At 55.3% G+C, this 21,958-nt stretch carries 20 protein-coding genes; 9 read left to right on the forward strand and 11 right to left on the reverse strand.

Annotation, left to right across the window (positions count from 1 at the left end):
• Nucleotides 1–7: 7 nt before the first annotated feature.
• A complete protein-coding gene (gene map / locus SOM40_RS15725; protein WP_106995339.1) occupies nucleotides 8–787 on the reverse strand; it encodes a type I methionyl aminopeptidase in 780 nt (259 codons plus the stop codon).
• 215 nt (nucleotides 788–1,002) lie between these two features.
• On the opposite strand from map, the gene SOM40_RS15730 reads away from it, so the two are divergent.
• The 6 genes from SOM40_RS15730 (at nucleotide 1,003) to SOM40_RS15755 (ending at nucleotide 5,892) form a co-directional block, all read left to right on the forward strand.
• Nucleotides 1,003–1,401 (forward strand): CidA/LrgA family protein, encoded by a 399-nt coding sequence (locus SOM40_RS15730; RefSeq protein WP_106995340.1) that lies wholly within the window; start codon nucleotides 1,003–1,005, stop codon nucleotides 1,399–1,401.
• A complete protein-coding gene (locus SOM40_RS15735) occupies nucleotides 1,398–2,093 on the forward strand; it encodes a CidB/LrgB family autolysis modulator (protein WP_142486475.1) in 696 nt (231 codons plus the stop codon). The genes SOM40_RS15730 and SOM40_RS15735 overlap by 4 nt, the downstream gene beginning before the upstream one ends.
• A 128-nt stretch (nucleotides 2,094–2,221) precedes the next feature.
• Nucleotides 2,222–3,106: a cytidine deaminase gene (cdd, locus tag SOM40_RS15740; RefSeq protein WP_313825156.1), complete on the forward strand. Its 885-nt coding sequence runs from the start codon at nucleotides 2,222–2,224 to the stop codon at nucleotides 3,104–3,106.
• A 128-nt stretch (nucleotides 3,107–3,234) separates the two neighbouring features.
• Complete coding sequence (gene sanA, locus SOM40_RS15745) at nucleotides 3,235–3,957, forward strand: outer membrane permeability protein SanA (RefSeq protein ID WP_106995343.1); 723 nt, start codon at nucleotides 3,235–3,237, stop codon at nucleotides 3,955–3,957.
• Nucleotides 3,958–4,084: 127 nt separating this feature from the next.
• A complete protein-coding gene (locus SOM40_RS15750; RefSeq protein WP_320530319.1) occupies nucleotides 4,085–5,434 on the forward strand; it encodes a type II toxin-antitoxin system HipA family toxin in 1,350 nt (449 codons plus the stop codon).
• On the forward strand, nucleotides 5,431–5,892 hold the full coding sequence (locus SOM40_RS15755) for a helix-turn-helix domain-containing protein (RefSeq protein ID WP_166182992.1): 462 nt from the start codon (nucleotides 5,431–5,433) through the stop codon (nucleotides 5,890–5,892). The genes SOM40_RS15750 and SOM40_RS15755 overlap by 4 nt, the downstream gene beginning before the upstream one ends.
• A 39-nt stretch (nucleotides 5,893–5,931) precedes the next feature.
• Here SOM40_RS15755 and mglC read toward each other — a convergent pair whose 3' ends face one another.
• The 7 genes from mglC to SOM40_RS15790 form a co-directional block, all read right to left on the reverse strand.
• Complete coding sequence (gene mglC / locus SOM40_RS15760; protein ID WP_106995346.1) at nucleotides 5,932–6,942, reverse strand: galactose/methyl galactoside ABC transporter permease MglC; 1,011 nt, start codon at nucleotides 6,940–6,942, stop codon at nucleotides 5,932–5,934.
• A gap of 15 nt (nucleotides 6,943–6,957) precedes the next feature.
• Nucleotides 6,958–8,478, reverse strand: coding sequence for a galactose/methyl galactoside ABC transporter ATP-binding protein MglA (mglA, locus tag SOM40_RS15765; protein ID WP_106995347.1), 1,521 nt, complete (start codon nucleotides 8,476–8,478; stop codon nucleotides 6,958–6,960).
• 71 nt (nucleotides 8,479–8,549) lie between these two features.
• Nucleotides 8,550–9,548: a galactose/glucose ABC transporter substrate-binding protein MglB gene (gene mglB / locus SOM40_RS15770; protein WP_166182993.1), complete on the reverse strand. Its 999-nt coding sequence runs from the start codon at nucleotides 9,546–9,548 to the stop codon at nucleotides 8,550–8,552.
• A 294-nt stretch (nucleotides 9,549–9,842) separates the two neighbouring features.
• A complete protein-coding gene (gene galS, locus SOM40_RS15775) occupies nucleotides 9,843–10,865 on the reverse strand; it encodes an HTH-type transcriptional regulator GalS (RefSeq protein ID WP_225758399.1) in 1,023 nt (340 codons plus the stop codon).
• Nucleotides 10,866–11,020: 155 nt separating this feature from the next.
• The gene (gene yeiB, locus SOM40_RS15780) at nucleotides 11,021–12,178 is read right to left on the reverse strand and encodes a DUF418 domain-containing protein YeiB (protein ID WP_225758398.1); all 1,158 of its coding nucleotides are present in this window, start codon (nucleotides 12,176–12,178) and stop codon (nucleotides 11,021–11,023) included.
• 17 nt (nucleotides 12,179–12,195) lie between these two features.
• Nucleotides 12,196–12,864 (reverse strand): GTP cyclohydrolase I FolE, encoded by a 669-nt coding sequence (folE, locus tag SOM40_RS15785; RefSeq protein WP_106995351.1) that lies wholly within the window; start codon nucleotides 12,862–12,864, stop codon nucleotides 12,196–12,198.
• A 117-nt stretch (nucleotides 12,865–12,981) separates the two neighbouring features.
• The gene (locus tag SOM40_RS15790; protein WP_106995352.1) at nucleotides 12,982–14,115 is read right to left on the reverse strand and encodes a YbfB/YjiJ family MFS transporter; all 1,134 of its coding nucleotides are present in this window, start codon (nucleotides 14,113–14,115) and stop codon (nucleotides 12,982–12,984) included.
• 141 nt (nucleotides 14,116–14,256) lie between these two features.
• On the opposite strand from SOM40_RS15790, the gene fghA reads away from it, so the two are divergent.
• Nucleotides 14,257–15,093 carry an S-formylglutathione hydrolase gene (gene fghA / locus SOM40_RS15795; RefSeq protein WP_320530320.1) on the forward strand — a complete coding sequence of 279 codons (837 nt, stop codon included), beginning with the start codon at nucleotides 14,257–14,259 and terminating at the stop codon, nucleotides 15,091–15,093.
• 93 nt (nucleotides 15,094–15,186) lie between these two features.
• Here the strand turns inward: fghA and cirA are convergent, their stop codons facing one another.
• The 3 genes from cirA to yieE all read right to left on the reverse strand — a co-directional run bounded on the left by cirA (nucleotide 15,187) and on the right by yieE (nucleotide 19,864).
• Nucleotides 15,187–17,157, reverse strand: a complete 1,971-nt coding sequence (gene cirA, locus SOM40_RS15800) for a catecholate siderophore receptor CirA (RefSeq protein ID WP_320530321.1) — start codon at nucleotides 17,155–17,157, stop codon at nucleotides 15,187–15,189.
• A gap of 189 nt (nucleotides 17,158–17,346) precedes the next feature.
• Nucleotides 17,347–18,816, reverse strand: a complete 1,470-nt coding sequence (locus SOM40_RS15805; protein WP_262672863.1) for an amino acid permease — start codon at nucleotides 18,814–18,816, stop codon at nucleotides 17,347–17,349.
• A gap of 178 nt (nucleotides 18,817–18,994) precedes the next feature.
• Nucleotides 18,995–19,864, reverse strand: coding sequence for a DNA-binding transcriptional regulator YeiE (gene yieE / locus SOM40_RS15810; RefSeq protein ID WP_106995356.1), 870 nt, complete (start codon nucleotides 19,862–19,864; stop codon nucleotides 18,995–18,997).
• Between the two features lie 122 nt (nucleotides 19,865–19,986).
• Between yieE and SOM40_RS15815 the strand changes: the two genes are divergently transcribed.
• Together SOM40_RS15815 and nfo are read left to right on the forward strand one after the other, a co-directional pair.
• A complete protein-coding gene (locus SOM40_RS15815; protein WP_320530322.1) occupies nucleotides 19,987–21,033 on the forward strand; it encodes a YeiH family protein in 1,047 nt (348 codons plus the stop codon).
• Nucleotides 21,034–21,098: 65 nt separating this feature from the next.
• Nucleotides 21,099–21,956: a deoxyribonuclease IV gene (nfo, locus tag SOM40_RS15820; RefSeq protein WP_320530323.1), complete on the forward strand. Its 858-nt coding sequence runs from the start codon at nucleotides 21,099–21,101 to the stop codon at nucleotides 21,954–21,956.
• The last annotated feature ends 2 nt before the right edge of the window (nucleotides 21,957–21,958 follow it).

The raw sequence follows: 21,958 nt of genomic DNA on the forward strand, positions 1-21,958 counted from the left end.
TGCGGCTTTAATCGGGAATGGACTCTTCGGGACGCAGGGTCAGCACCTCAAACCCATCTGCTGTCACGGCGATGGTATGTTCCCACTGGGCAGATAGCTTTTTGTCACGGGTCACCACCGTCCAGCCATCTTTCTTCGTTTTGATCCGGCTGCCGCCCTGGTTGATCATCGGTTCGATGGTAAAGACCATCCCCTCCTGTAATACAGGGCCTTCGCCAGGTTTGCCGTAGTGCAGGATCTGCGGCTCTTCATGCATCTCCTTGCCAATGCCGTGGCCGCAATATTCCCGCACCACGCTGTAGCCCTGGCTTTCAACGTATGACTGAATGGCGTGGCCGATATCGCCCAGTGTGGCACCCGGTTTGACGGCCTTGATCCCCTTCCACATCCCTTCGTAGGTCGCTTTCACCAGCCGGCGGGCCAGAGGCGAAACGTCACCAATGAGATACATTTTACTGGAGTCGGCGATCATGCCCGCGTTTTCGAGGGTGATGTCGACGTTGACGATAGCCCCGGATTTAAGGTGTTCCGACTCTTTAGGGATCCCGTGGCAGACCACGTCGTTGACCGAGGTGTTCAGCACGTAGGGGTAATCATATTGCCCTTTGCTGGCCGGACGGGACTTAAGCTGATCGACGATAAAGGCCTCGGCGCGATTGTTGATCTCCATAGTGGATACGCCAGGCTTAATAAAGTCGTCCAGCATGGTGAACACCGAGGCCAGCAGTTCACCCGCGTGGCGCTGGCGAGCCAGCTCGTCGGCGGTTTTAATGAGAATTGATGGCATTGTTTACCTCCAGTAAAGGGTAAGGGCCGGATTTGAGCATCATTATCTTTATCTGTTGATCGTATCTTGTCAGCGCCGCGTTGTCTCCTGCGGTTTGGGGAAATGCCCAACGTTCCAGAAAGTAATGTCTGGTATGCTCAAAAGTCATGATGTGATCCGTAGCACGTTTCCGGTTTTAATTGTATGATGAATGCGTTCCATTAAGGACTTTCACCATGAAGAAATCATTGATAGTTGTCTGGCAATACCTGCGCGCCTTCATCCTGATTTATGCCTGCCTCTATGCGGGTATCTTTCTCGCCTCCCTGCTGCCCATTACCATTCCCGGCAGCATTATTGGCATGCTGATCCTGTTTGTGCTGCTCGCGCTGCAAATCCTCCCGGCAAAATGGGTCAAGCCCGGCTGCTCGGTATTAATCCGCTATATGGCGCTGCTGTTCGTGCCGATTGGCGTGGGGGTGATGCAGTATTACGACCTGCTGAGTGCGCAGTTTGGCCCGATATTTGTCTCCTGCACCATAAGTACGCTGGTGGCATTTTTAGTGGTGAGCTGGAGCACGCATCTGGTGCACGGGGAACGTAACGTGGTTGGACAGAAAGGACAGAACAAATGATGGCCAATATCTGGTGGTCGCTGCCGCTTACCGTGGCGGTATTCTTCGCCGCCCGCAAGCTGGCGGTGCGCCTGAAGTTCCCCCTGCTTAACCCCCTGCTGGTGGCGATGGTGGTGATTATTCCGTTCCTGCTGCTGACCGGCATTCCTTATGCGAAATATTTCCAGGGCAGCAAGGTCCTCAACGATCTGCTCCAGCCTGCGGTGGTGGCGCTGGCGTTTCCGCTGTATGAACAGCTGCACCAGATCCGCGCCCGCTGGAAGTCGATCATTACCATCTGCCTGGTGGGTAGCGTGGTGGCGATGATCACCGGTACGTCGGTGGCATTGCTGATGGGGGCGACGCCGGAAATCGCGGCCTCTATTCTACCTAAATCCGTGACCACGCCGATCGCAATGGCGGTGGGTGGCAGTCTCGGCGGTATCCCGGCGATCAGCGCCGTGTGCGTTATTTATGTCGGTATTCTCGGGGCGGTATTAGGGCATACGCTGCTGAATGCGATGCGCATTCGCACTAAGTCAGCCCGTGGTCTGGCGATGGGCACCGCCTCGCACGCCCTCGGCACCGCCCGCTGTGCGGAGCTGGATTATCAGGAAGGGGCATTCAGCTCCCTGGCGCTGGTGATCTGCGGGATCATGACCTCCCTTATCGCGCCGTTCCTGTTCCCGATTATTCTGGCGGTCATGGGCTAAAATTTGCGACGCGTCGCGCATTTTTCATTTGAGTTTCATAAGTTGCACAAATAATGAGATCTGAGTCACATATAAAGCCGCATCGGCTCCGTACACTACCGATCCATTAACCTTTAAGAGGCAACGTCATGCATCCACGTTTTCAATCAGCTTTCGCTCAGCTTGCAGAGAATTTGCAGTCAGCCCTGGCCCCGGTTCTGGCGGATGCACACTTCCCCGCCCTGCTGACGGCTGAACAGGTCACCGCCCTGAAAGGTGCTACCGATCTGGATGATGACGCGCTGGCCTTTGCACTTCTGCCCCTGGCGGCGGCCTGCGCCCGTGCGGACCTCTCTCATTTCAACGTCGGCGCCATTGCGCGCGGCGTGAGCGGCACCTGGTACTTCGGCGGCAATATGGAGTTTATCGGGGCCACCATGCAGCAGACCGTGCATGCAGAACAGAGCGCCATCAGCCACGCCTGGCTGCGCGGGGAACACTCCCTGCAGGCCATTACCGTGAACTACACGCCGTGCGGCCACTGTCGTCAGTTTATGAACGAGCTCAACAGCGGTTTGCAGCTGCGCATCAACCTCCCGGGCCGCGCCCCGCATACCCTGGAAGATTATCTGCCGGACGCCTTCGGACCTAAGGATCTGGAGATTAAATCCCTGCTGATGGATGAGCAGGATCATGGTTATGCCGTCAGCGGTGACGCGCTGGCCCAGGCGGCAATTCTCGCTGCTAACAAGTCACACGCACCGTACAGTAACTCCCCGAGCGGCGTGGCGCTAGAGTGTCGCGATGGCCGACTCTTCACCGGCAGCTATGCCGAGAACGCCGCCTTTAACCCGACGCTGCCCCCGCTGCAGGGCGCCCTGAACCTGCTCAGCCTCAACGGTTACGACTACCCGGACATCCAGCGCGCCATTCTGGCGGAAAAAGCCGACGCACCGCTGATCCAGTGGGATGCCACTGCCGCCACGCTGCGCGCCCTGGGTTGCACCAGCATCGACCGCGTTCTGCTGGCGTAAGTCCTTGATGCGGGCAGCAATGCCCGCACAATTGATGAAAATCCCTCCAATTAAACCGCCGTTTCTTGCGCTTACCAGACGGGTAAAGTAGCCTGAGTGAAATTTCACCTTTGGTAAGAGTCATCTGTATGTTAAAGCGCGTGTTTTACAGCCTGGTTGCCCTGATCGCCATTGTGCTGCTGACTGCGCTGGGCCTCGACCGCTGGATGAGCTGGAAAACGGCCCCCTATATCTTTGATGACCTTCAGGACCTGCCCTACCGTCAGGTCGGCGTAGTGCTCGGCACCGCCAAGTATTACCGCACCGGGGTGATCAACCAGTATTACCGTTACCGCATTCAGGGAGCACTCAACGCCTACAACAGCGGGAAGGTCAACTACCTGTTGCTGAGCGGCGATAACGCGCTGCAGAGCTACAATGAGCCGGTCACCATGCGTAAGGATCTGATTGCCGCAGGCGTTGACCCGGCGGATATCGTGCTCGATTACGCGGGTTTCAGAACCCTCGATTCGATTGTGCGCACCCGCAAGGTGTTTGATACCAACGATTTCATCATCATCACTCAGCGCTTCCACTGCGAGCGCGCGCTGTTTATCGCCCTGCATATGGGCATTCAGGCGCAGTGTTATGCCGTCCCGTCACCGAAAGACATGCTCACCGTGCGGGTGCGCGAGTTTGGCGCTCGCCTCGGGGCACTGGCCGATCTCTATGTCTTCAAACGTGAGCCACGCTTCTTAGGCCCGCTGGTGCCAATCCCGGCGATGCTCGAAGTGCCGGAAGATGCCCAGGGCTATCCGGCGGTCACGCCAGAGCAACTGCTGGAGATGCAGAAGAAGAAAGCCACCCCCTGAGTTTAATGCGTCCTGTAGCACACATTAAAACCTTCCATGCCCATCCGTGAGTAATATAAGTTACATTAACTGGCAAATTGCTGGTTAATGCGTAATATTTTACTCATGTGGCAAGGAGGAGACGATAATGGAGTCATTAACAATACAGGCGTGGTTGTACAGCGAATGGCAAGACATTGCGATCGTCACTTTCCCTTATAGCGATAATGACGACTGGCGAACCACGGAGGTCAATTATCTCTCTGATTACGCTATCGATTTTCTTGACTACGACGATCATCATGCCGTCTCACTGAATTATCCTGTCTCCCTCTACTTTGATGATCGGGGTAAACCAGGCTGGCTGAGATTCCTGGATGACATCATTCCAGGCGGCGCGAGTCGTCGTTACTGGATAAACTATCTCGACATTAACGATCTGCCCATCGGCCAGCAAAATTTTATCCTGCTGAAATATGGCACGATGTCTCCTGTTGGTAACCTACGTATTAAAGAATCCGTTCCCGATTATCATCCGCGCGCGGAAGCGCACTATTTTACGGTAGAAGATGTTATTAACCGCGCCGCCGATTTTCTCGATTATGCTCAGGAGAGAGGCGCTGCAGCCGGTGGGGCAACAGGTGCCGGCGGGGAGGCGCCAAAATTATTGTTGCGTTGCAGCAAGGAACAAAAGATCTGGATCGATACCTGGCAAAATAACCCTGGTAACCAGGACAGTTATTATCTGGTTAAGTACCCTCGGGGTGCGCGAAACGAAATCGACTGCAATATATTGAGAGCTGAATTTCATTATTATCATGAGCTGACAGCCATGGGGTTCAGTACTATCCCCACCGAAGGGATGAGGCTACTGGAAGGTCGTAGCTACCCTTCCTTATGGCTGCCCCGTTTTGATATCGCAAGAAATGCGCAAGGGGAGTTAATCAAGTTAGGGATGGAATCTGTCTATTCCCTGTTACAAAAGGGCCCGGGGGTTACTCTCGATCATGAAACAACGCTTCGCACATTAATCGACAAAATCACACGCAGTAATATGTGTTGCGAGCAGGGATATAATTTCAATATTCCTGACTTTGTTGTCGAATGGGTTCGCCGAGACCTGTTGAATATTTTGTTTGGCAACAGTGACAATCACGGTCGTAATACCGCTTTTATCAGAACGGAAAATAAAATTTATCTGGCCCCCATATACGATTTTGCCCCAATGAAAGCAGATCCGGAAGGGATACCACGCTCAACAAAGTGGTCATCACCCTATGAATCAGGCGGTGAGTACGATTTCAACGGTATCGCTCAGGCGCTGTCTGATTTAGTTCCCGCTCCCCAACTGTTAGCTGCATTACGGGAAACATCAGCGCAGCTTGCTGGGCTTAAAGCACGCTTACAAGACCGTGGTGTGCCCGGGCAGATTCTTGAGATGCCCGCTACTGGTTTCAACTTTATTGCCGATAAACTGACGCGCTGGAAATTGTTATGAAATCTTCTGATAAGAAACAGTCAGACCTGAGTGCCACGCTGGCAAATCTACGCAGCCGTAATCAGCGTCTCCCCTCCTCTCCGCTCCCCATAGCGGACGAAGCGCTTATTACAGGATCAGGCCGTCAGCGATTCTCACCCAATAAACCCAGAGTCAATACGCTGGACCGTAAACCGGTGATGCATGCCATTATCCGGGACCTGTTACTGGGGAATATCACGCAAGGCCAGGCATTGAAGCGACTCAGGATCGAAGTTTTAGGGCTGCGTCAGGATGATTATGCTCGTCTGGTGAAGGTGGCACGTAAGACGTTATCAGAAGTGGAAAATGATAAAGGCAATTTTTCTGCGGAGATGATTAATAAAGTCTTTAAACCGTTCGGGCTGGAAACCGGACTGGTCCCCACCTCAAAATCACTTATCGTGTCGCTGTTAGCAAATGAACCCCAGCAACCATAAAAAAACCCGCATTACGCGGGTTTTTTATTATCACCAATCTTACTTCTTACGTGCGTACTTCAGGGAGTCCAGCGCAACGGCGAAGATAATGATCGCGCCTTTAATAATGTACTGCCAGTACGGGTTCACGCCGATATAGGTCAGGCCGTAGTTGATAACGGTGAAGATGATCACACCGGTTACCACGCCCAGCACAGTACCCACACCGCCGCTGAAGGAGACGCCACCCACCACGCAGGCCGCAATCGCATCCAGCTCATACATAAAGCCGAGGTTGTTTGTGGCAGAGCCGATACGGCCCGCTTCCAGCAAACCACCGAACGCGTAGAACACGCCGGAGAGGGCATAGATAACCAGCAGGTTCAGCGCCACGTTAACACCGGAGACTTTCGCCGCTTCCGGGTTGCCGCCGATAGCGAAGATGTTTTTACCGAAGCGGGTTTTGTTCCACAGCACCCAGACAAAGGCCACTGCAATCAGGGCGTAGAAGGTGATGTAAGAGAGGCGGAAGCTGCCCAGCGCGATAAAGCCCTGCGCAAAGGTAGAGAAGCCGCTGTCGAAACCGGAAATCGGCGAGGCACCCACGAAGTCGTAGTACAGGGAGTTGATACCGTAAACGATGATCATCGTACCCAGGGTGGTGATGAACGGCGTTACGTTCAGGTAAGCGATAATGATGCCGTTAATCAGACCGATGATCGCACCGATAGCGCAGACAATCAGGACTACCACGATAATCGGCATGGTCGCCATCTCCGGGAACACCTTGTTGGCGTTTTCCATCGACTGCAGAAGCGTTGCCGCGACAACCGCCGCCAGACCAACCTGACGACCGGCTGACAGGTCAGTACCCTGGGTGACGATCAGACCCGCTACGCCCAGGGCGATAATAATACGCACCGAAGACTGGGTCAGAATGTTACTTAAGTTCAGGAGACTTAAGAATGTCGGATCCTGGAAAATAATAATGGCCAGCAAGACTAAAAGAACAACGTAAATACCGCCTTCTTTCAGATAAGTAAGAAAACTTTTCTTATTTAACGCACTCATGAGGAGCCCCTAATCTTAAAGGTGCAAAGACGCAAGACGCAAAATTTCGTTTTGCGTTGTCGTTTTGGTTTCAACAATTCCGGCAACGAGACCATTGCTCATGACCAGAATACGATCTGTGATCCCTAACAATTCCGGCATTTCGGACGAAATAATAATGATCCCTTTATCTTTCTTGGCTAATTCAGCAATCAGCTGATAAATTTCAAACTTTGCACCCACGTCGATACCACGGGTGGGTTCATCCAGCATCAAAATTTCAGGCTGGGTTAATAACCAGCGTCCGATAATTACCTTCTGCTGATTACCACCGGAGAGCGAGCCAATTTGCGTGCGGTGACCTGGGGTTTTCACGCGCATCGAGTCAATTACCCATTGGGTATCGCTCTTCATGCGGGAATTATCCAACAGACCGATTTTATTTTTGTAATTCTGAATATTAGAAATTAACGAGTTAAAGTTAATATCCAGATAGGCGTAAATACCGGTTGAGCGGCGCTCTTCCGTCACCAGCGCAAAACCGTGGTTAATGGCTTCGTTGGCGTTATGATTATTGATCTTTTTCCCGTGCAGAGTGATGGTCCCGCCGGATTTCTCGCGAATACCAAACAGGGTCTCCACGATATCGGTACGCTTGGCCCCCACCAGACCAGCAATCCCGAGGATCTCCCCTTTATGCAGGTCGAAGGAGATATCGCGAATGGAAGGCTGACGCAGCGACGTGAGGTTGCGTACTTCCAGAATCACTTCACCCGGCTTGTTCTCTTTCGTCGGGAAACGCTGGTTCAGGGAGCGACCCACCATCATGGCGATGATCTTGTCCATGTCCAGCCCTTCCAGCGGCTGAGTGGCAATCCACTGACCGTCGCGCAGCACCGTGATCTCATCACACAGCTGGAAGATCTCTTCCATTTTGTGCGAGATATAAACGATGCCGCAGCCACGATCCTTCAGCTTACGGATAATGGTGAACAGGTGGTTCACCTCTTTCTCCGTTAATGAAGAGGTCGGCTCATCCATAATCACGATTTTGGCGTTATAGGAGAACGCCTTGGCGATTTCGATCATCTGCATCTGTGAAACCGATAACGTACCCACGCGCGCACGCGGATCGATATCAATATCCAGTTCATCAAAAATGGCTTTCGTATCGCGATACATTTTGTCCTGATCGACAAATACGCCTTTGGTCGGATAACGACCCAACCACATATTGTCCATCACCGAACGCTGAAGTACCAGGTTAAGTTCCTGGTGAACCATCGAAATACCGTTTTCCAGTGCCTCTTTGGCAGAATGGAAATCGATCTCTTTCCCCTGAAAAACAATGCTGCCAGAATCTTTTTGATAGATCCCAAATAAGCATTTCAATAATGTTGATTTACCCGCACCGTTTTCACCCATTAAAGCGTGAATGGAGTGAGGCCGTACTTTTAAATTAACATTATCCAGTGCTTTAACCCCGGGAAAAGACTTGTTGATATTGCTCATTTCCAACAAGAATTCACCGGACGACTGAGTCGTTGTGCTGACCATAATTATACCTTCTCGGCCTCGCGTCGCGTGATAAAAGGGCGCAGAAACTGCGCCCAGTGGAATACTAAAACTTATTTACTGGTGAACTGCGCCAGGTTTTCTTTATCTACGCCAACGTACGGTACGCGAACAACTTTGTTTTCGATTTTCCAGTTGGTACCGTCAGCAGCGCCTTTGCCGTCTGCCAGGTTTTTCGCCAGATCGAAGGTAGCTTTCGCCTGGTTGTTAGCATCGTTCAGCACGGTACCGGCCATTGCGCCAGATTTAACCAGCGCCATTGCTTCAGGCAGGGCATCCACGCCAAATACCGGCACAGAAGATTTGTTGTGAGCTTTCAGCGCTTCTACAGCACCCATTGCCATCGCATCGTTGTTGGCGATAACCACTTCGATTTTGTCAGCGTTCGGGCCGGACAGCCAGGCGTCCATCTTGTCTTTCGCCATCGCGGTATCCCACATGGCGGTATCTAACGCCAGCTGCTGGGTTTTCAGACCCTTGTCGTTCAGCTCTTTGATCACGTAAGTGGTACGGGCTTCAGCATCCGGGTGGCCCGGCTCGCCTTTCAGCAGAACGAACTGAACCTGACCGTCTTTGTTCAGATCCCAGTTCGGGTTAGCAGCCCAGTGTTTAGCAATCAGGTCGCCCTGAATGATGCCGGATTCTTTGGAGTCGGTGCCCACGTAGAAGGCTTTGTCATAGCTATCCAGCGCTTTACGGGAAGGTTCTTTGTTGAAGAACACGATTGGCACATTCTGGCCACGTGCTTTCTCAATAACGGTGCCCGCAGCAGCCGGGTCAACCAGGTTGATTGCCAGGGCTTTTACGCCTTTAGCCAGCAGGACGTCAATCTGGTCGTTCTGTTTGGACTGGTCATTCTGAGAGTCATTCATCAGCAGCTGAACGTCTGGCGCCCCTTTGCCCTCTTTCTCGATGGCTTTACGCACAACAGACATAAAGTTGTCGTCGTATTTATAGATAGTCACACCAATACGGCTATCTGCGGCGTGCGCGGTCGCACCAAAAAGCATGCTTGCCATAACAGCAGACAGAGTCAACACCTTCTTATTCATGATATCTCCGGTTTTTTTTATGCAGGGTAGTTCGTGTGAATAACGATCGGCGGCGGCATGTTAAAGAAACGTTACTGCCCGCCGAAGTCCACTTATAAAATTTCTATCTTCCTTGGTCGGTAACGCTCCAGAATGCGTTTTTTTGGATGTTTAACGTGCCGTGGCTATAGTAAAAACGATTACTCACCGTTACATAGCGTTTCAGTCACTAAAACGCTGACATCATAGACAGCGCATTGTTAACTTACTGTGAATTTACTCACAAATTGAAAACGGTTACATCACGACGAATTATTAGTTAGTGATCGGCACCACAATTTGCCGAATGGCAACCGAATGGCGACGCACTAAAGTCGGCATGAAACAGTGGGTTGCGTTGATATCGAGCTTGCCAGCGGCCCCCTGTAACGCCAGCTCCGTGGCCAGCCGCGCCATAGAGGCGATGGGGTAGCGCACCGTTGTCAACTGCGGGTCCGTGTAACGGGCAATGGGAATATCATCGAAACCAATCAGTGACAAATGCTGTGGCACCGCAATGCCGTTATCTTTCAGCGCGGTTAGCGCCCCTGCGGCCATGCTGTCATTGTAGGCAAAGACCGCGGTCAGCTGCAGATTGCGCCCGAGCAGCTCCACCATGGCTGCCTCCCCGCCCTGCATGTCCGGCGAGCCGGTGCCGATCCAGCTGTCCGGGGCGGTAATACCCTGCTCCAGCAACGCTTTTTGCCAGCCTTCACGACGCATTTCGTCATCTTCAATGCGGTGGTTTGACGCAAGATAGCCGATGCGCTGATGGCCATTATTCACCAGCATCCGCGTCGCCATCATCGCTCCGCTGACGTTATCAAGGCAGACGCAGCGGTGGGCATAGCCCGGCACGATGCGGTTGACCAGCACCATGCCGGGGATCTGCTCCATCAGGGCAGACAGCTCCTCATCGCTTAAGGCTTTTGAGTGAACGATCAGGGCGTTACAGCGCTGACGGATCAACACCTCAATGGCGTTACGCTCTTTTTCCGCCTCGTGGTAGCTGTTGCCGATCAGCACATTTTTCTGGTGCTCCTGAGCAACCATGTCTACGGCTTTCACCAGGGCACCAAAGAAGGCGTCAGACACATCCATCACCACCACGCCGATGGTATCGCTGACCTGGGTTGCCAGTGCCTGAGCATTCGCATTAGGCCGGTAGCCCAGCGCCGTGACGGCTTTCATCACGCACTCACGCGTCTCCGGACTGACCAGCGCGCTGTTATTAAGAACCCGGGAAACGGTGGCGACAGAAACGCCCGCCTGACGCGCGACGTCACGAATGGTGATCATATTCACCACCCTTATTTAGATTGCAGCAACTCACAGACACCCCCTGTGTTTAGCAAGGTGACTATTCTGGCAGCGAGAAAGGGAGGACTACGTGAAGAAGCTCACAAGGATGAAAACGGTTACATCCGTTTTGTTAATGATTGTGATCCAGATCGTTATCCGGATGTATTACTTAATGAAACACCTGCAGCACGTGCGGTTAATTGCCGCCATAGCCATTCCAGCGGCCCCTGACGGAAATAACGCAGCCAGAAAACAGAGAAAAGGATATTTACCAGCCATATTGGCAGGACGAAACCCATTAGCTGCAGGCGATCAAACTGCATAAACAGGCCGAGGTGATAGAACAAGGTGGTGCAGATCAGCGTCTGTAAAAGGTAGTTGCTGAGCGCCATGCGTCCGACGCAGGCCACCGCGATCACCAGACGGTAACGGCAGAGCTGCGGCCAGAAGCCATAGATGAGTGCGGCATAGCCTATCGTCTGCAACGGCGCGCTCAGTTCACGCGGTGCCTGTAATAAAAATGCGCACCAGCGGTAATCCCAGTGCAGATACCACTGGGCGATCACCGCCGGAAGATTAATCGCCAGCCCGGCCAGCACCAGCCAGATCCCGGTTCGCCGGTAATGACGCAGGCTAAACTCGCCTTTCAGCCAGCCGGTACGCATCAGCGCGGCGCCGATCAGCATCATCCCTGCCAGCTGCCAGCCGTACTGCGCCCCGAGCGCCAGCAGGCTGTTGCCAATCATATCGGCCCGGTTGCTGATGGCCTCCATTCCGCCGCCCAGCTTCCAGTACTGCTCGTACTGCAGGTTGGCCGCATCCGGCACCCAGGAACGGTTGGTGGAGCCGCCAGAGATCACCCCCAGCAGCAGCAGGATAGCCACGCCGATAAGGAACAGCACCACGCCGGTATTGAAGAGATTTTTGATATCGTGCGCATCGCGGATGATGCGCCAGCAGATCAGCCCCACCAGCCCGTAGGCCAGCAGAATGTCGCCGTCCCAGAACAGCAGGCCATGAATAAATCCGAGCAGTACCAGCAGCGAAAGCCGGGCCTGGATCCAGCGTTTACCGCGCTTCAGCAGCAGCTGAAGGCCGGCCCCGAACAGCAAGGCAAACAGAGTGAGGAATTTGACCTGGGCGAAGAGATCCAGCACTGCCCATGTCCAGGCGTCGCTGAGGGTAATATCGCCATACCAGGCGGGATTGAGATAAGCGGCTTTCGGCAGACCGAAGCCGCTGATATTGAGCAGCAGAATACCCAGAATAGCGACGCCACGAACGAAATCCAGCGTGACATTTCTTTCCATCTATTCTGCCCTGATGATCAGTCGTGGTGACGCACGGCGCGCAGGAACTCCTGACGGGTGTTCTGGCTGGATTTAAACAGGCCGCCCAGCGAGGTGGTCGTGGTAGCGCTGGTCGCATCGCGAATACCGCGCGCTTTCACGCAGTAATGCACCGCGTCAATGGAAACCGCCACGTTGTTAGTGCCAAGCAGCGTCTGCAGCGCGATCAGGATCTGCTGGGTTAAACGCTCCTGCACCTGCGGACGCTGGGCAAAGAACTGCACGATGCGGTTAATTTTCGACAGACCAATGACTGCATCTTTCGGAATATAGGCCACGGTCGCTTTGCCGTCGATGGTCACAAAGTGGTGTTCACAGGTGCTGGTCAGGGTGATATCACGCACCGTTACCATCTCATCCACCTTCATTTTGTTTTCAATGACGGTGATTTTTGGGAAATTGGCGTAATCCAGGCCGGAGAAAATCTCATCGACATACATTTTGGCGATGCGACGCGGGGTCTCCATCAGACTGTCATCGCTCAAATCGAGATTCAGCAGCTGCATGATTTCGGTCATATGGCCTGAAATAAGACGTTTACGTGTTTCGTTGTCCAGATCCTGAACCGGTGGACGCAACGGGGTTTCAAGGCCGTGCGCAACCAGTGCTTCGTGGACGAGAGCTGCTTCTTTACTCATTGATGACATTCTTTTCTCCTGCAGGTGTGGCGCGCTTCTGCCCTACATGGGGCAAAATGTGCAGTCATTGTGCGCGAGGCGGCGAGCATAATCCAGTATTCACCGCGATAATTATTGCAATTGCCGTTACCTTTCAACCTGACGCTGCCAGACCAGCCCGCCCGCCACGAAAAGGGCGATACCCGCAAGGCCCAGAGCGGGCTCCAGCTGGTGGGTGAGCCAGCTCGACAACGCCGAGGTCATCGGGCCAATCAGCTGCCCGATGGCATAGCCAGTGGTGAGTAATCCGGCCATGTAACGCGTATGATTCGGTGCCAGTTCACGCCCGTAAAGCAGCGAGAGCTGTACCGCACATAAAAATCCGCCGCCCACCAGCAATGCACCGGTCACCAGACCGGCCATCCCCGGCAACAGCCAGGCAGCAATCACCCCCACCGCCTGCAGCCAGAGCACCAGCGCCAGTCTGCGATTCGTGGTGGAGAGATGGCGCAGAGCGATACTCAGGGCAATGCCCAGCACCGAAGCCACGCCGAAAACCGGCCAGACAAACTGGGCAAACGCGCTGCCAGGAAAGCGCAGCGCCGCCATCTGCGACAGAAAGGTCGCCGGGAGAATATAGCCAAACCCGGCCAGACTGTAGCTCCAGACCAGACGACGCAGATCCCGGGTCAGCGCCAGCGGCTCCGGCGTGGTACCCGGGCGGTGCAGCTGTCCGGCACGCGGCAGATAGCGAGCCACCACGGCGATCAGCACCAGTGCCAGCACGCCGTAGATTTGCCATGCCGCGCTGGCCGACAACCCCTGGGCCTGGATCCACACCGCCAGCAGACCGCTTATCGTGATGCCTGCCCCCGGCCCGGCGAAGACCGCGGCACTGAGGCCTGGCTTACCGAAATGGGCCAGCCGATCGTTGGTCCAGGCGGCGATCAGTACCATCGACCAGCCACTCATGCAGCCAATGACAAACCGCAGCAGCCCGTGGACCACAGCGTTATCGGCGACGGCCGAGAGCAGGGTCAGCGCCACCGCGCCAACAATCCCCAGCCACAGACGGCCTTCGACAAACCGGTGCGCGCGCATGGCATCCCATGCCCCCACCAGATAGCCGAGGTAGTTCATGGCCGCCACCAGCCCGGCGCTGGTCAGGGTCAGTTGCCCTGCCGCAATCATCAGCGGCACCTGGGGTGTAAAGGCGAAACGCCCTATTCCCATCGCCACCACCAGAACCACAAAACCGCTGAGCGCGATACGCAGCGCCATGACCACTCCAGATGTTAAAGTTTCGTAAATTCATGATGCAGGATATGTCGTTAATGCGGAAGTGAAAGTTACTCACTCGTTATTGAATTATCTGTATTATGACCTTCATCTCTTTATACAACCTTCCTGAAGGAGCCCTGCATGGAACTGCTCGAAGAGCACCACTGTTTTGAAGGTCGACAGCAGCGCTGGCGTCATGACTCGGCAGTGCTGAACTGCGCCATGACGTTCAGCATTTTTCTGCCACCAACTAACGGTGCCGCAAAACCGCCGGTGCTGTACTGGCTCTCCGGCCTGACCTGCAACGATGAGAACTTCACTACCAAAGCGGGCGCCCAGCGCGTGGCAGCGGAACTGGGGATCGCTCTGGTGATGCCGGATACCAGCCCGCGCGGTGACTACGTGGCAGACGATGCCGGTTACGACCTTGGCAAAGGTGCCGGGTTCTACCTCAACGCCACTCAGGCACCCTGGGCGAATCATTACCGGATGTACGATTACCTGCGCGATGAGCTGCCGGCGCTGATCCAGGCGGAGTTTGCGGTATCCGATCGCTGTGCCATCAGCGGCCACTCAATGGGCGGCCACGGTGCGCTGGTGATGGCGCTGAAAAACCCGGGTAAATATGTCAGCGTGTCGGCCTTTGCACCGATCGTGAATCCGGCTCAGGTGCCGTGGGGGCAAAAAGCGTTCAGCCATTATCTGGGTGAGGATGCAGCGACCTGGCAGGAATGGGACAGCTGCGCGCTGATGCTGGCCAGCCTGCCGGAACAGGCGATCCCGACGCTTATCGATCAGGGTGATGCCGATCAGTTCCTGGCGAGCCAGTTACAACCGGCGGTACTGGCGGAAGCCGCGCGCCAGAAGGCCTGGCCGCTGACGTTACGCATCCAGACCGGCTATGATCACAGCTACTACTTTATTGCGTCGTTTATTGAAGATCATCTGCGCTTCCATGCGCAGCAGTTGTTGAAGTAAGTGCGGCCTGATGCCCGGTGGCGCTTCGCTTACCGGGCCTACAAGTGCCCTATGTAGGCCGGGCAAGCGCAGCGCCGCCCGGCGATCCCACCATCAGAACTGGTAATCCACCGCCATAAAGTAACGGCGTCCTTCTTCGGTGTAGCTGTAGTCGTCGCGGCTCAGATCTTTATCCAGCAGGTTCATGACCCCCGCACGCAGCTTGACGTTTTTGGTTGCCTGCAATGCGCCACCGGTATTCCACACCACGTAGCCGCCCGGCGTTGCATCCCCATCGGTAACGGTGCGTTTCTCACCGGTGTAATTGCCCTGCACGTAGAAGGACCACGCCTGCGTTGCCTGCCAGTCAAGGGTGCCGTTCGCGGTATGGAAAGGCATGTCGGAGAGCGGCTTGTTGTCGCCGTTGCTGATATCACGCCCGTCGTTGTAGGTGTAATTCAGCGTCATGCGCCAGTCTTCGGCAATCGGGAATTTCACCTCCGTCTCCAGGCCGCGGATACGCGCCTTGTTGACGTTGTAGTAACGGAACACCGGTTCGCCGTCGGCGTTCAGGCCGACGTAGTTCGGATAGCCCTGCGCCTGATTAACGTTCGCGGTACGCAGAATGCTGATGCGATCATCAACGTCGTTCTGGAAAGCGGTAATGCTACCCTGCACGCCCTCTAACCAGCCCTCTTCCCCGTTATAGTAGAGACCCAACTCGATGCTTTCGCTGGTTTCCGGCTTCAGATCCGGGCTACCGACAATTTCACAGGCACCGCGGCAGGAGCCGGTGGTCCAGTCCGGGCTCAGTTGCAGCAGGGATGGCGCTTTGAATGCCGTCGCCCAGCCGCCTTTTACCGTCAGGGTGTCGGTGGCGTTGTAGACCAGATAAGCACGCGGGCTCCAGTGGTCGCCGTAGGTTTCGTGATCGTCCATACGCACGCCGGTGGTCAGCGCCAGCGGCTCGAAGATCCGCCATTCATCTTCCAGGAACAGCGCATACTGGCTGGCAGAGGTGTTACTGCTGCTACCGCCGGTGATGTTAACCGGATCTTTCAGCTTGTCATGACGCCATTCCCCACCAAAGGTCAGGAGCTGGTTAATCTCTCCCAGCGGCAGAACGTATTTGCCGTCAATAGAGTTGCTTTCGGAAGTGATTGGGTTGCTGTTGCTCGGGTTCTTGTTATCCACCTTCTCGCCGTAGAATTTCAGCTCGCTGTTGCCCAGGCCCCAGCGGCCGTTGTGGCTCAGGGAGTAGTTCTGGCGCTCAAGGCGGTTCTGATCCAGCGAGTCGGAATCGCGGTCCTGACGGTCAAAGCCGTAGCCGGCGGTGAAATCGTGGTTCTCGTTCGGGGTCCAGGCAAATTCCACGTTGGCATCACGGCTGGTGAAGCCCTCGATACGCGGGGTTTCCCCGGTGGCGCTGGTTGTTGAATCCTGAGGATCGTCTTTATCGCGTTTTGACAGGCTACCAAAGGCTTTCAGCCCGAGGACGCCATCCACCAGCGGACCGCTGGTATAGAACTGGCCACCGTAGGTGTCACCGCGATCGCGATGCTCCTGAATGGTGGTGTCGGCGGTGAGGGTGCCGGTCCATTTCTGGCCGATCTTTTTGGTGATGATGTTGACCACACCGCCCAGGGCATCGGAGCCATAGAGGGAGGACATCGGCCCGCGCACCACTTCGATACGCTCGATAGCATCAACCGGAACCCAGTTAAGGTCGAAGTCGTTATGGCGGAAAACGGCGTTGCGCGAGTTGACGCGTTTCCCGTCAACCAGGATCAGCGTATAGCTGCTGTCCAGACCGCGAATACTGACACCCTTACGGTTGTCCCCTTCGTCAGTTAATTGCACGCCCGGAACGTCCCGTAACACATCTTTCAGGTTCTGCACTGGCTTACGCTGCAGATCCTGCTGGGTAATGACGCTGATACTGGCCGGGGCATCCTTCAGGTTTTGCTCGTTGGCCGAAGCGGTCACCACCATCGTGTCGCCAGATTCCGCCGCAACAACCGGCAGGGTCAGGGACAGAGCAGACGCACACAGCCCTCCCCGAACGAAGGGATTCAACCTAAACATTTACTATCTCCATGAGGTAAACACAGCAAAATCAAATATGTACTGCTCACAACTGCTTTTTATTAATTCGATAATGATAAGGCAAACGATAACTATTATCAATTCAATTGTTAAAAGTTATGTCAAGATGGCATACTGTGGAGATAAAAAAACCCGCTCGGATGAGCGGGTTAAAGAGAGGCGTTGCGTTTATTTTTTGAAGCTATTCGGGAATTCCATTTCGCTATAGCTGACAAACTTCGATCCCTTCGTCAGCTTGTAGCCAAACCAGATGATCAGGAACAGCGGGATACCAATATAGGTCGCTGCCACGCCGCCCCAGTCGATGGTGTCAGCCAGGAAGGCTTCGTAGTTCTGACCGAGGGTAATGATCAGACAGAGCACAAAGGCGAAGATCGGACCCAGCGGGAAGAACCCGGAACGGTACGGCAGATTATTAATGTCATAACCCTGCTTCACGTAGCCGCGACGGAAACGGTAGTGGCTGATGGCGATACCCAGCCAGGCGATAAAGCCCGTCATCCCGGAGGTGTTCAGCAGCCACAGGTAGACCGTCTGGTTGCCGAACATCGAGGTCAGGAAGCACAGGCAGGCAATCACGGTAGTGGCATACAGCGCGTTACGCGGCACGCCGCCCCGGGACAACTTCGCGAAGATACGCGGCGCTTTGCCGTCGCAGGCCAGGGAGTAAAGCATACGGGTAGAGGCGTACATCCCGGAGTTACCCGCCGACAGTACCGCCGTCAGGATCACCGCATTCATCACCGCCGCCGCTGAGAGCAGACCGGCATGCTGGAACACCAGGGTGAACGGGCTGACGCTGATGTCTTTTACATCGTTACGCAGCAGGCTCGGATCGGTATACGGAATGATCAGGCTGATAATCAGGATAGCGAACACATAGAACAGCAGGATACGCCAGAAGACCTGCCGCACCGCGCGCGGAATGTTCTTCTCCGGGTTTTCGGATTCACCGGCGGCAATACCGATAAGCTCCGTACCCTGGAAGGAGAAGCCGACGATCATCGCCACGCCAATCATTGCCGAGAAGCCCCCGGCAAACGGCGCATCGCCAATCCCCCAGTTGCTCCAGCCCGCAGGTTCGGTGCCTTTGAAGATGCCAACAATCATCGCCACACCTACGATGATAAAGATGATTACCGTGGCGACTTTGATCAGCGAGAACCAGTATTCCGCTTCGCCAAAACCGCGCACGGAGATGTAGTTCAGCAGGAAGATCACCCCGAGGAAGAGCGCACTCCAGATCCAGCCCGGCGTATCCGGGAACCACCATGTCATCACCAGCTGCGATGCCACCAGATCCACGGCGATGGTGACCGCCCAGTTGTACCAGTAGTTCCAGCCCAGCGCGAAGCCGAAGCCTTCTTCCACGTATTTCTGACCGTAGGTAGAGAAAGAACCGGATACCGGCATGTACGCCGCCAGTTCACCCAGGCTGGTCATCAGGAAGTAGACCATCAAACCGATCAGGATATAGGAAAAGAGCGCGCCGCCCGGGCCCGCTGCAGAAATGGTCGCACCAGAGGCGACAAAAAGACCTGTACCAATAGAACCGCCAATGGCAATCATCGTCAGGTGACGCGCCTTGAGTTCGCGACGTAGCGCGGGCGCTTCTGTGGTTTTAGTTTCGGAAACCATATGAAAATGCTGTCCATTCAAAAAATGAGGCGCGATTGTAGCAGACGATCGCCAGCTCTTCCGGCACAAATGCCCGGTTATAAGAGAGCTTCATGACCGGACCAGGATTATAAGTAAAGCAGAGAATAGTATTGGTGCGCGGAATAGATCCCGGCGGACAAAACGCCGCCGGGCGGGATTACATTTCGCAGTAACGCAGAAAACGCTGCAGGGAGTTAGAGAGGTGCTTCTGGCGGTGATGGATGCGCCACAGGGTGCGCACCAGCTTGTTCGGCAGCGGAACGGGGATCTCCACCAGCGTGCCGCTCTCCAGCTGTTCGGCAATCACCCGGCGGGACAGGCAGCTGATGCCGAGACCGTGGCGTACCGCATGTTTGATGGCTTCCGAATTGCCCAGCTCCATGCCCATATGGAACTGTGGCAGGTGCGATAGCAGCAGATAATCGACGATCTCCCGCGTGCCTGACCCCTGCTCGCGCAAAATCCACGGTGCCTGCGCCAGCCGCTCCAGGGTTACCTCCTGCTGTAATAAAGAAGAGGCCGGCGAGGCGAAGACCACCAGCTCATCCTCCAGCCAGGGATCAGCAATGATGTCGGCGTTGTGGCACGGCCCTTCGATAAGGCCGATATCCACCCGAAAATCGATCACCGCGTTGATCACGTCCTGGCTGTTGCCAACGCTCATTTCCAGCGGCAAACCCGGGAAATCGCGGCGATAGCGGGCAATCACCTCCGGCAGGATGTAGTTGCCGATGGTGCTGCTGGCATAGACGCGGATGGCGCCGTTGTCTTCACGAAACAGCTGTTCGATCTCGACGGTCTGCTCCAGCAACGCCAGCGCGCGGGGATAGAGCAGGCGCCCGTGCTCGTTCACCACCAGCCGCTTCCCTACCCTGTCAAAGAGCTGAACCCCCAGCTGACCTTCCAGATCGGTCAGCGCGGCGCTGACCGCAGACTGGGACAGAGCCAGCATCTGGGAAGCCTGGGTAGTCGACCCGCTTTTCAGCACTTCGGCAAAGACCTCAAGCTGGCGTAATGTAATGTGCATAGTTGCCATCCGGAACGGTAAGCACCCTGCTTACCACTTATAGAGATTAATTATAAATATATAATCAATTTTATTTTTAAACCAGCGCGCCGTAACCTTTAGCCAGAGAAAAGGAGAAGGCTATGACAACACTCACCCTACAGCATCATCATTCAGTCCGGCGCTACATTCCTGGCCTGGCGCTGAGCGCGCTGGTCACCGGAGTGGCCTTATGGGGCGGCAGTATTCCGGCGGTGGCCGGGGCGGGATTCAGTGCCCTGACGCTGGCCATCCTGCTGGGTATGGTCGTCGGGAATACGGTCTATCCGCACATTTACAAACCCTGTGATAGCGGCGTGATCTTCGCCAAACAGCACCTGCTGCGCCTCGGGATCATCCTGTACGGTTTTCGCCTGACCTTCGCGCAGATTGCTGACGTTGGCGTCAGCGGGATCGCCATCGACGTGTTAACCCTGACCAGCACCTTCCTGCTGGCCTGCTTTATCGGCCAGAAGGTGTTCGGGCTCGACAAACAGACCAGCTGGTTGATTGGCGCCGGGAGCAGCATTTGTGGCGCCGCGGCGGTGCTGGCGACCGAGCCGGTGGTGAAGGCCGAGGCCAGCAAGGTGACGGTTGCCGTGGCGACGGTGGTGATCTTCGGTACCCTGGCGATCTTCCTCTATCCGGCGATGTATCCGCTGATGGCGCACTGGTTTAGCCCGGAAACCTACGGGATTTATATCGGCTCGACGATGCATGAGGTGGCCCAGGTGGTAGCAGCGGGTCACGCCATCAGCCCGGAAGCAGAGAATGCGGCGGTGATCGCCAAAATGCTGCGGGTGATGATGCTGGCCCCCTTCCTGCTGATTCTGGCGGCGCGCGTGAAACAGCTTGCTCCGGCGGGCAACGGCGAGAAGAGCAACATCACCATTCCGTGGTTTGCGATCCTGTTTATTGTGGTGGCGGTGTTTAACTCATTCCATCTGCTGCCTAAAGCGGTGGTCGAAATGCTGGTGACGCTGGATACGGTACTGCTGGCGATGGCGATGGCGGCGCTGGGTTTGACCACTCACGTCAGCGCCCTGAAAAAGGCCGGAGCCAAACCGCTGCTGATGGCGCTGGTGCTCTTCGTCTGGCTGATTGTCGGCGGGGGTGCCATTAACCTGGCGGTACACAGCCTGCTGGCATAAACCACTTCATCCTTCTCCTGTTAACCCGCTATCATAAGCGTTTGCGGGTTAACAGGAGTCCTAGTATGAAATATGTTGGAGCGCACGTCAGCGCTGCTGGCGGTCTGGCAAATGCCGCCATTCGTGCCGCCGAAATTGAGGCGACCGCTTTCGCCCTGTTCACCAAAAATCAGCGCCAGTGGCGCGCCGCGCCGTTAACCACTCAGGTAATTGATGAGTTCAAAGCGGCCTGCGAAAAATACCATTTTACCTCCGGTCAGATCCTGCCCCACGACAGCTTCCTGATTAACCTCGGTCACCCGGAACAGGAAGCGCTGGATAAATCCCGCGCGGCTTTCCTCGATGAGGTACAGCGCTGCGAGCAGCTCGGCCTGACGCTGCTGAATTTCCACCCGGGAAGCCATCTGTCGCAGATCGACGAAGATGCCTGTCTGGCGCGGATCGCCGAGTCGATCAATATCGTGCTGGAACAGACTCAAGGGGTGACGGCAGTAATTGAAAATACCGCCGGACAGGGCAGCAACCTCGGGTTCCGCTTTGAGCATCTGGCGGCCATCATCGACGGCGTGGAGGATAAAACCCGCGTCGGTGTCTGCATTGATACCTGCCACGCCTTTGCCGCCGGTTACGACCTGCGCAGCAGTGAAGATTGTGCAAAAACCTTCGCGGAATTTGAACGCATTGTGGGCTTTAAATACCTGCGCGGCATGCACCTCAACGATGCGAAAAGCACCTTTGGCAGCCGCGTTGACCGCCACCATAGCCTGGGTGAAGGCAATATCGGCCACGACGCGTTCCGCTTTATCATGCAGGACCCGCGTTTCGACGGTATTCCGCTGGTGCTGGAAACCATTAACCCGGATATCTGGGCGGAAGAGATCGCCTGGCTGAAAGCACAGCAGCACGCTGAGGCCACCGCATAATG

Source organism: Leclercia sp. CFBP8987, from assembly GCF_034044995.2.
Lineage (GTDB): Bacteria > Pseudomonadota > Gammaproteobacteria > Enterobacterales > Enterobacteriaceae > Enterobacter > Enterobacter tamurae.

What these genes read in the sequence shown, in the direction of transcription:
- map (WP_106995339.1), bottom strand. Translation starts at nt 787, where the DNA reads ATGCCATCAATTCTCATTAAAACCGCCGACGAGCTGGCTCGCCAGCGC.
- SOM40_RS15730 (WP_106995340.1), top strand. Translation starts at nt 1,003, where the DNA reads ATGAAGAAATCATTGATAGTTGTCTGGCAATACCTGCGCGCCTTCATC.
- SOM40_RS15735 (WP_142486475.1), top strand. Translation starts at nt 1,398, where the DNA reads ATGATGGCCAATATCTGGTGGTCGCTGCCGCTTACCGTGGCGGTATTC.
- cdd (WP_313825156.1), top strand. Translation starts at nt 2,222, where the DNA reads ATGCATCCACGTTTTCAATCAGCTTTCGCTCAGCTTGCAGAGAATTTG.
- sanA (WP_106995343.1), top strand. Translation starts at nt 3,235, where the DNA reads ATGTTAAAGCGCGTGTTTTACAGCCTGGTTGCCCTGATCGCCATTGTG.
- SOM40_RS15750 (WP_320530319.1), top strand. Translation starts at nt 4,085, where the DNA reads ATGGAGTCATTAACAATACAGGCGTGGTTGTACAGCGAATGGCAAGAC.
- SOM40_RS15755 (WP_166182992.1), top strand. Translation starts at nt 5,431, where the DNA reads ATGAAATCTTCTGATAAGAAACAGTCAGACCTGAGTGCCACGCTGGCA.
- mglC (WP_106995346.1), bottom strand. Translation starts at nt 6,942, where the DNA reads ATGAGTGCGTTAAATAAGAAAAGTTTTCTTACTTATCTGAAAGAAGGC.
- mglA (WP_106995347.1), bottom strand. Translation starts at nt 8,478, where the DNA reads ATGGTCAGCACAACGACTCAGTCGTCCGGTGAATTCTTGTTGGAAATG.
- mglB (WP_166182993.1), bottom strand. Translation starts at nt 9,548, where the DNA reads ATGAATAAGAAGGTGTTGACTCTGTCTGCTGTTATGGCAAGCATGCTT.
- galS (WP_225758399.1), bottom strand. Translation starts at nt 10,865, where the DNA reads ATGATCACCATTCGTGACGTCGCGCGTCAGGCGGGCGTTTCTGTCGCC.
- yeiB (WP_225758398.1), bottom strand. Translation starts at nt 12,178, where the DNA reads ATGGAAAGAAATGTCACGCTGGATTTCGTTCGTGGCGTCGCTATTCTG.
- folE (WP_106995351.1), bottom strand. Translation starts at nt 12,864, where the DNA reads ATGTCATCAATGAGTAAAGAAGCAGCTCTCGTCCACGAAGCACTGGTT.
- SOM40_RS15790 (WP_106995352.1), bottom strand. Translation starts at nt 14,115, where the DNA reads ATGGCGCTGCGTATCGCGCTCAGCGGTTTTGTGGTTCTGGTGGTGGCG.
- fghA (WP_320530320.1), top strand. Translation starts at nt 14,257, where the DNA reads ATGGAACTGCTCGAAGAGCACCACTGTTTTGAAGGTCGACAGCAGCGC.
- cirA (WP_320530321.1), bottom strand. Translation starts at nt 17,157, where the DNA reads ATGTTTAGGTTGAATCCCTTCGTTCGGGGAGGGCTGTGTGCGTCTGCT.
- SOM40_RS15805 (WP_262672863.1), bottom strand. Translation starts at nt 18,816, where the DNA reads ATGGTTTCCGAAACTAAAACCACAGAAGCGCCCGCGCTACGTCGCGAA.
- yieE (WP_106995356.1), bottom strand. Translation starts at nt 19,864, where the DNA reads ATGCACATTACATTACGCCAGCTTGAGGTCTTTGCCGAAGTGCTGAAA.
- SOM40_RS15815 (WP_320530322.1), top strand. Translation starts at nt 19,987, where the DNA reads ATGACAACACTCACCCTACAGCATCATCATTCAGTCCGGCGCTACATT.
- nfo (WP_320530323.1), top strand. Translation starts at nt 21,099, where the DNA reads ATGAAATATGTTGGAGCGCACGTCAGCGCTGCTGGCGGTCTGGCAAAT.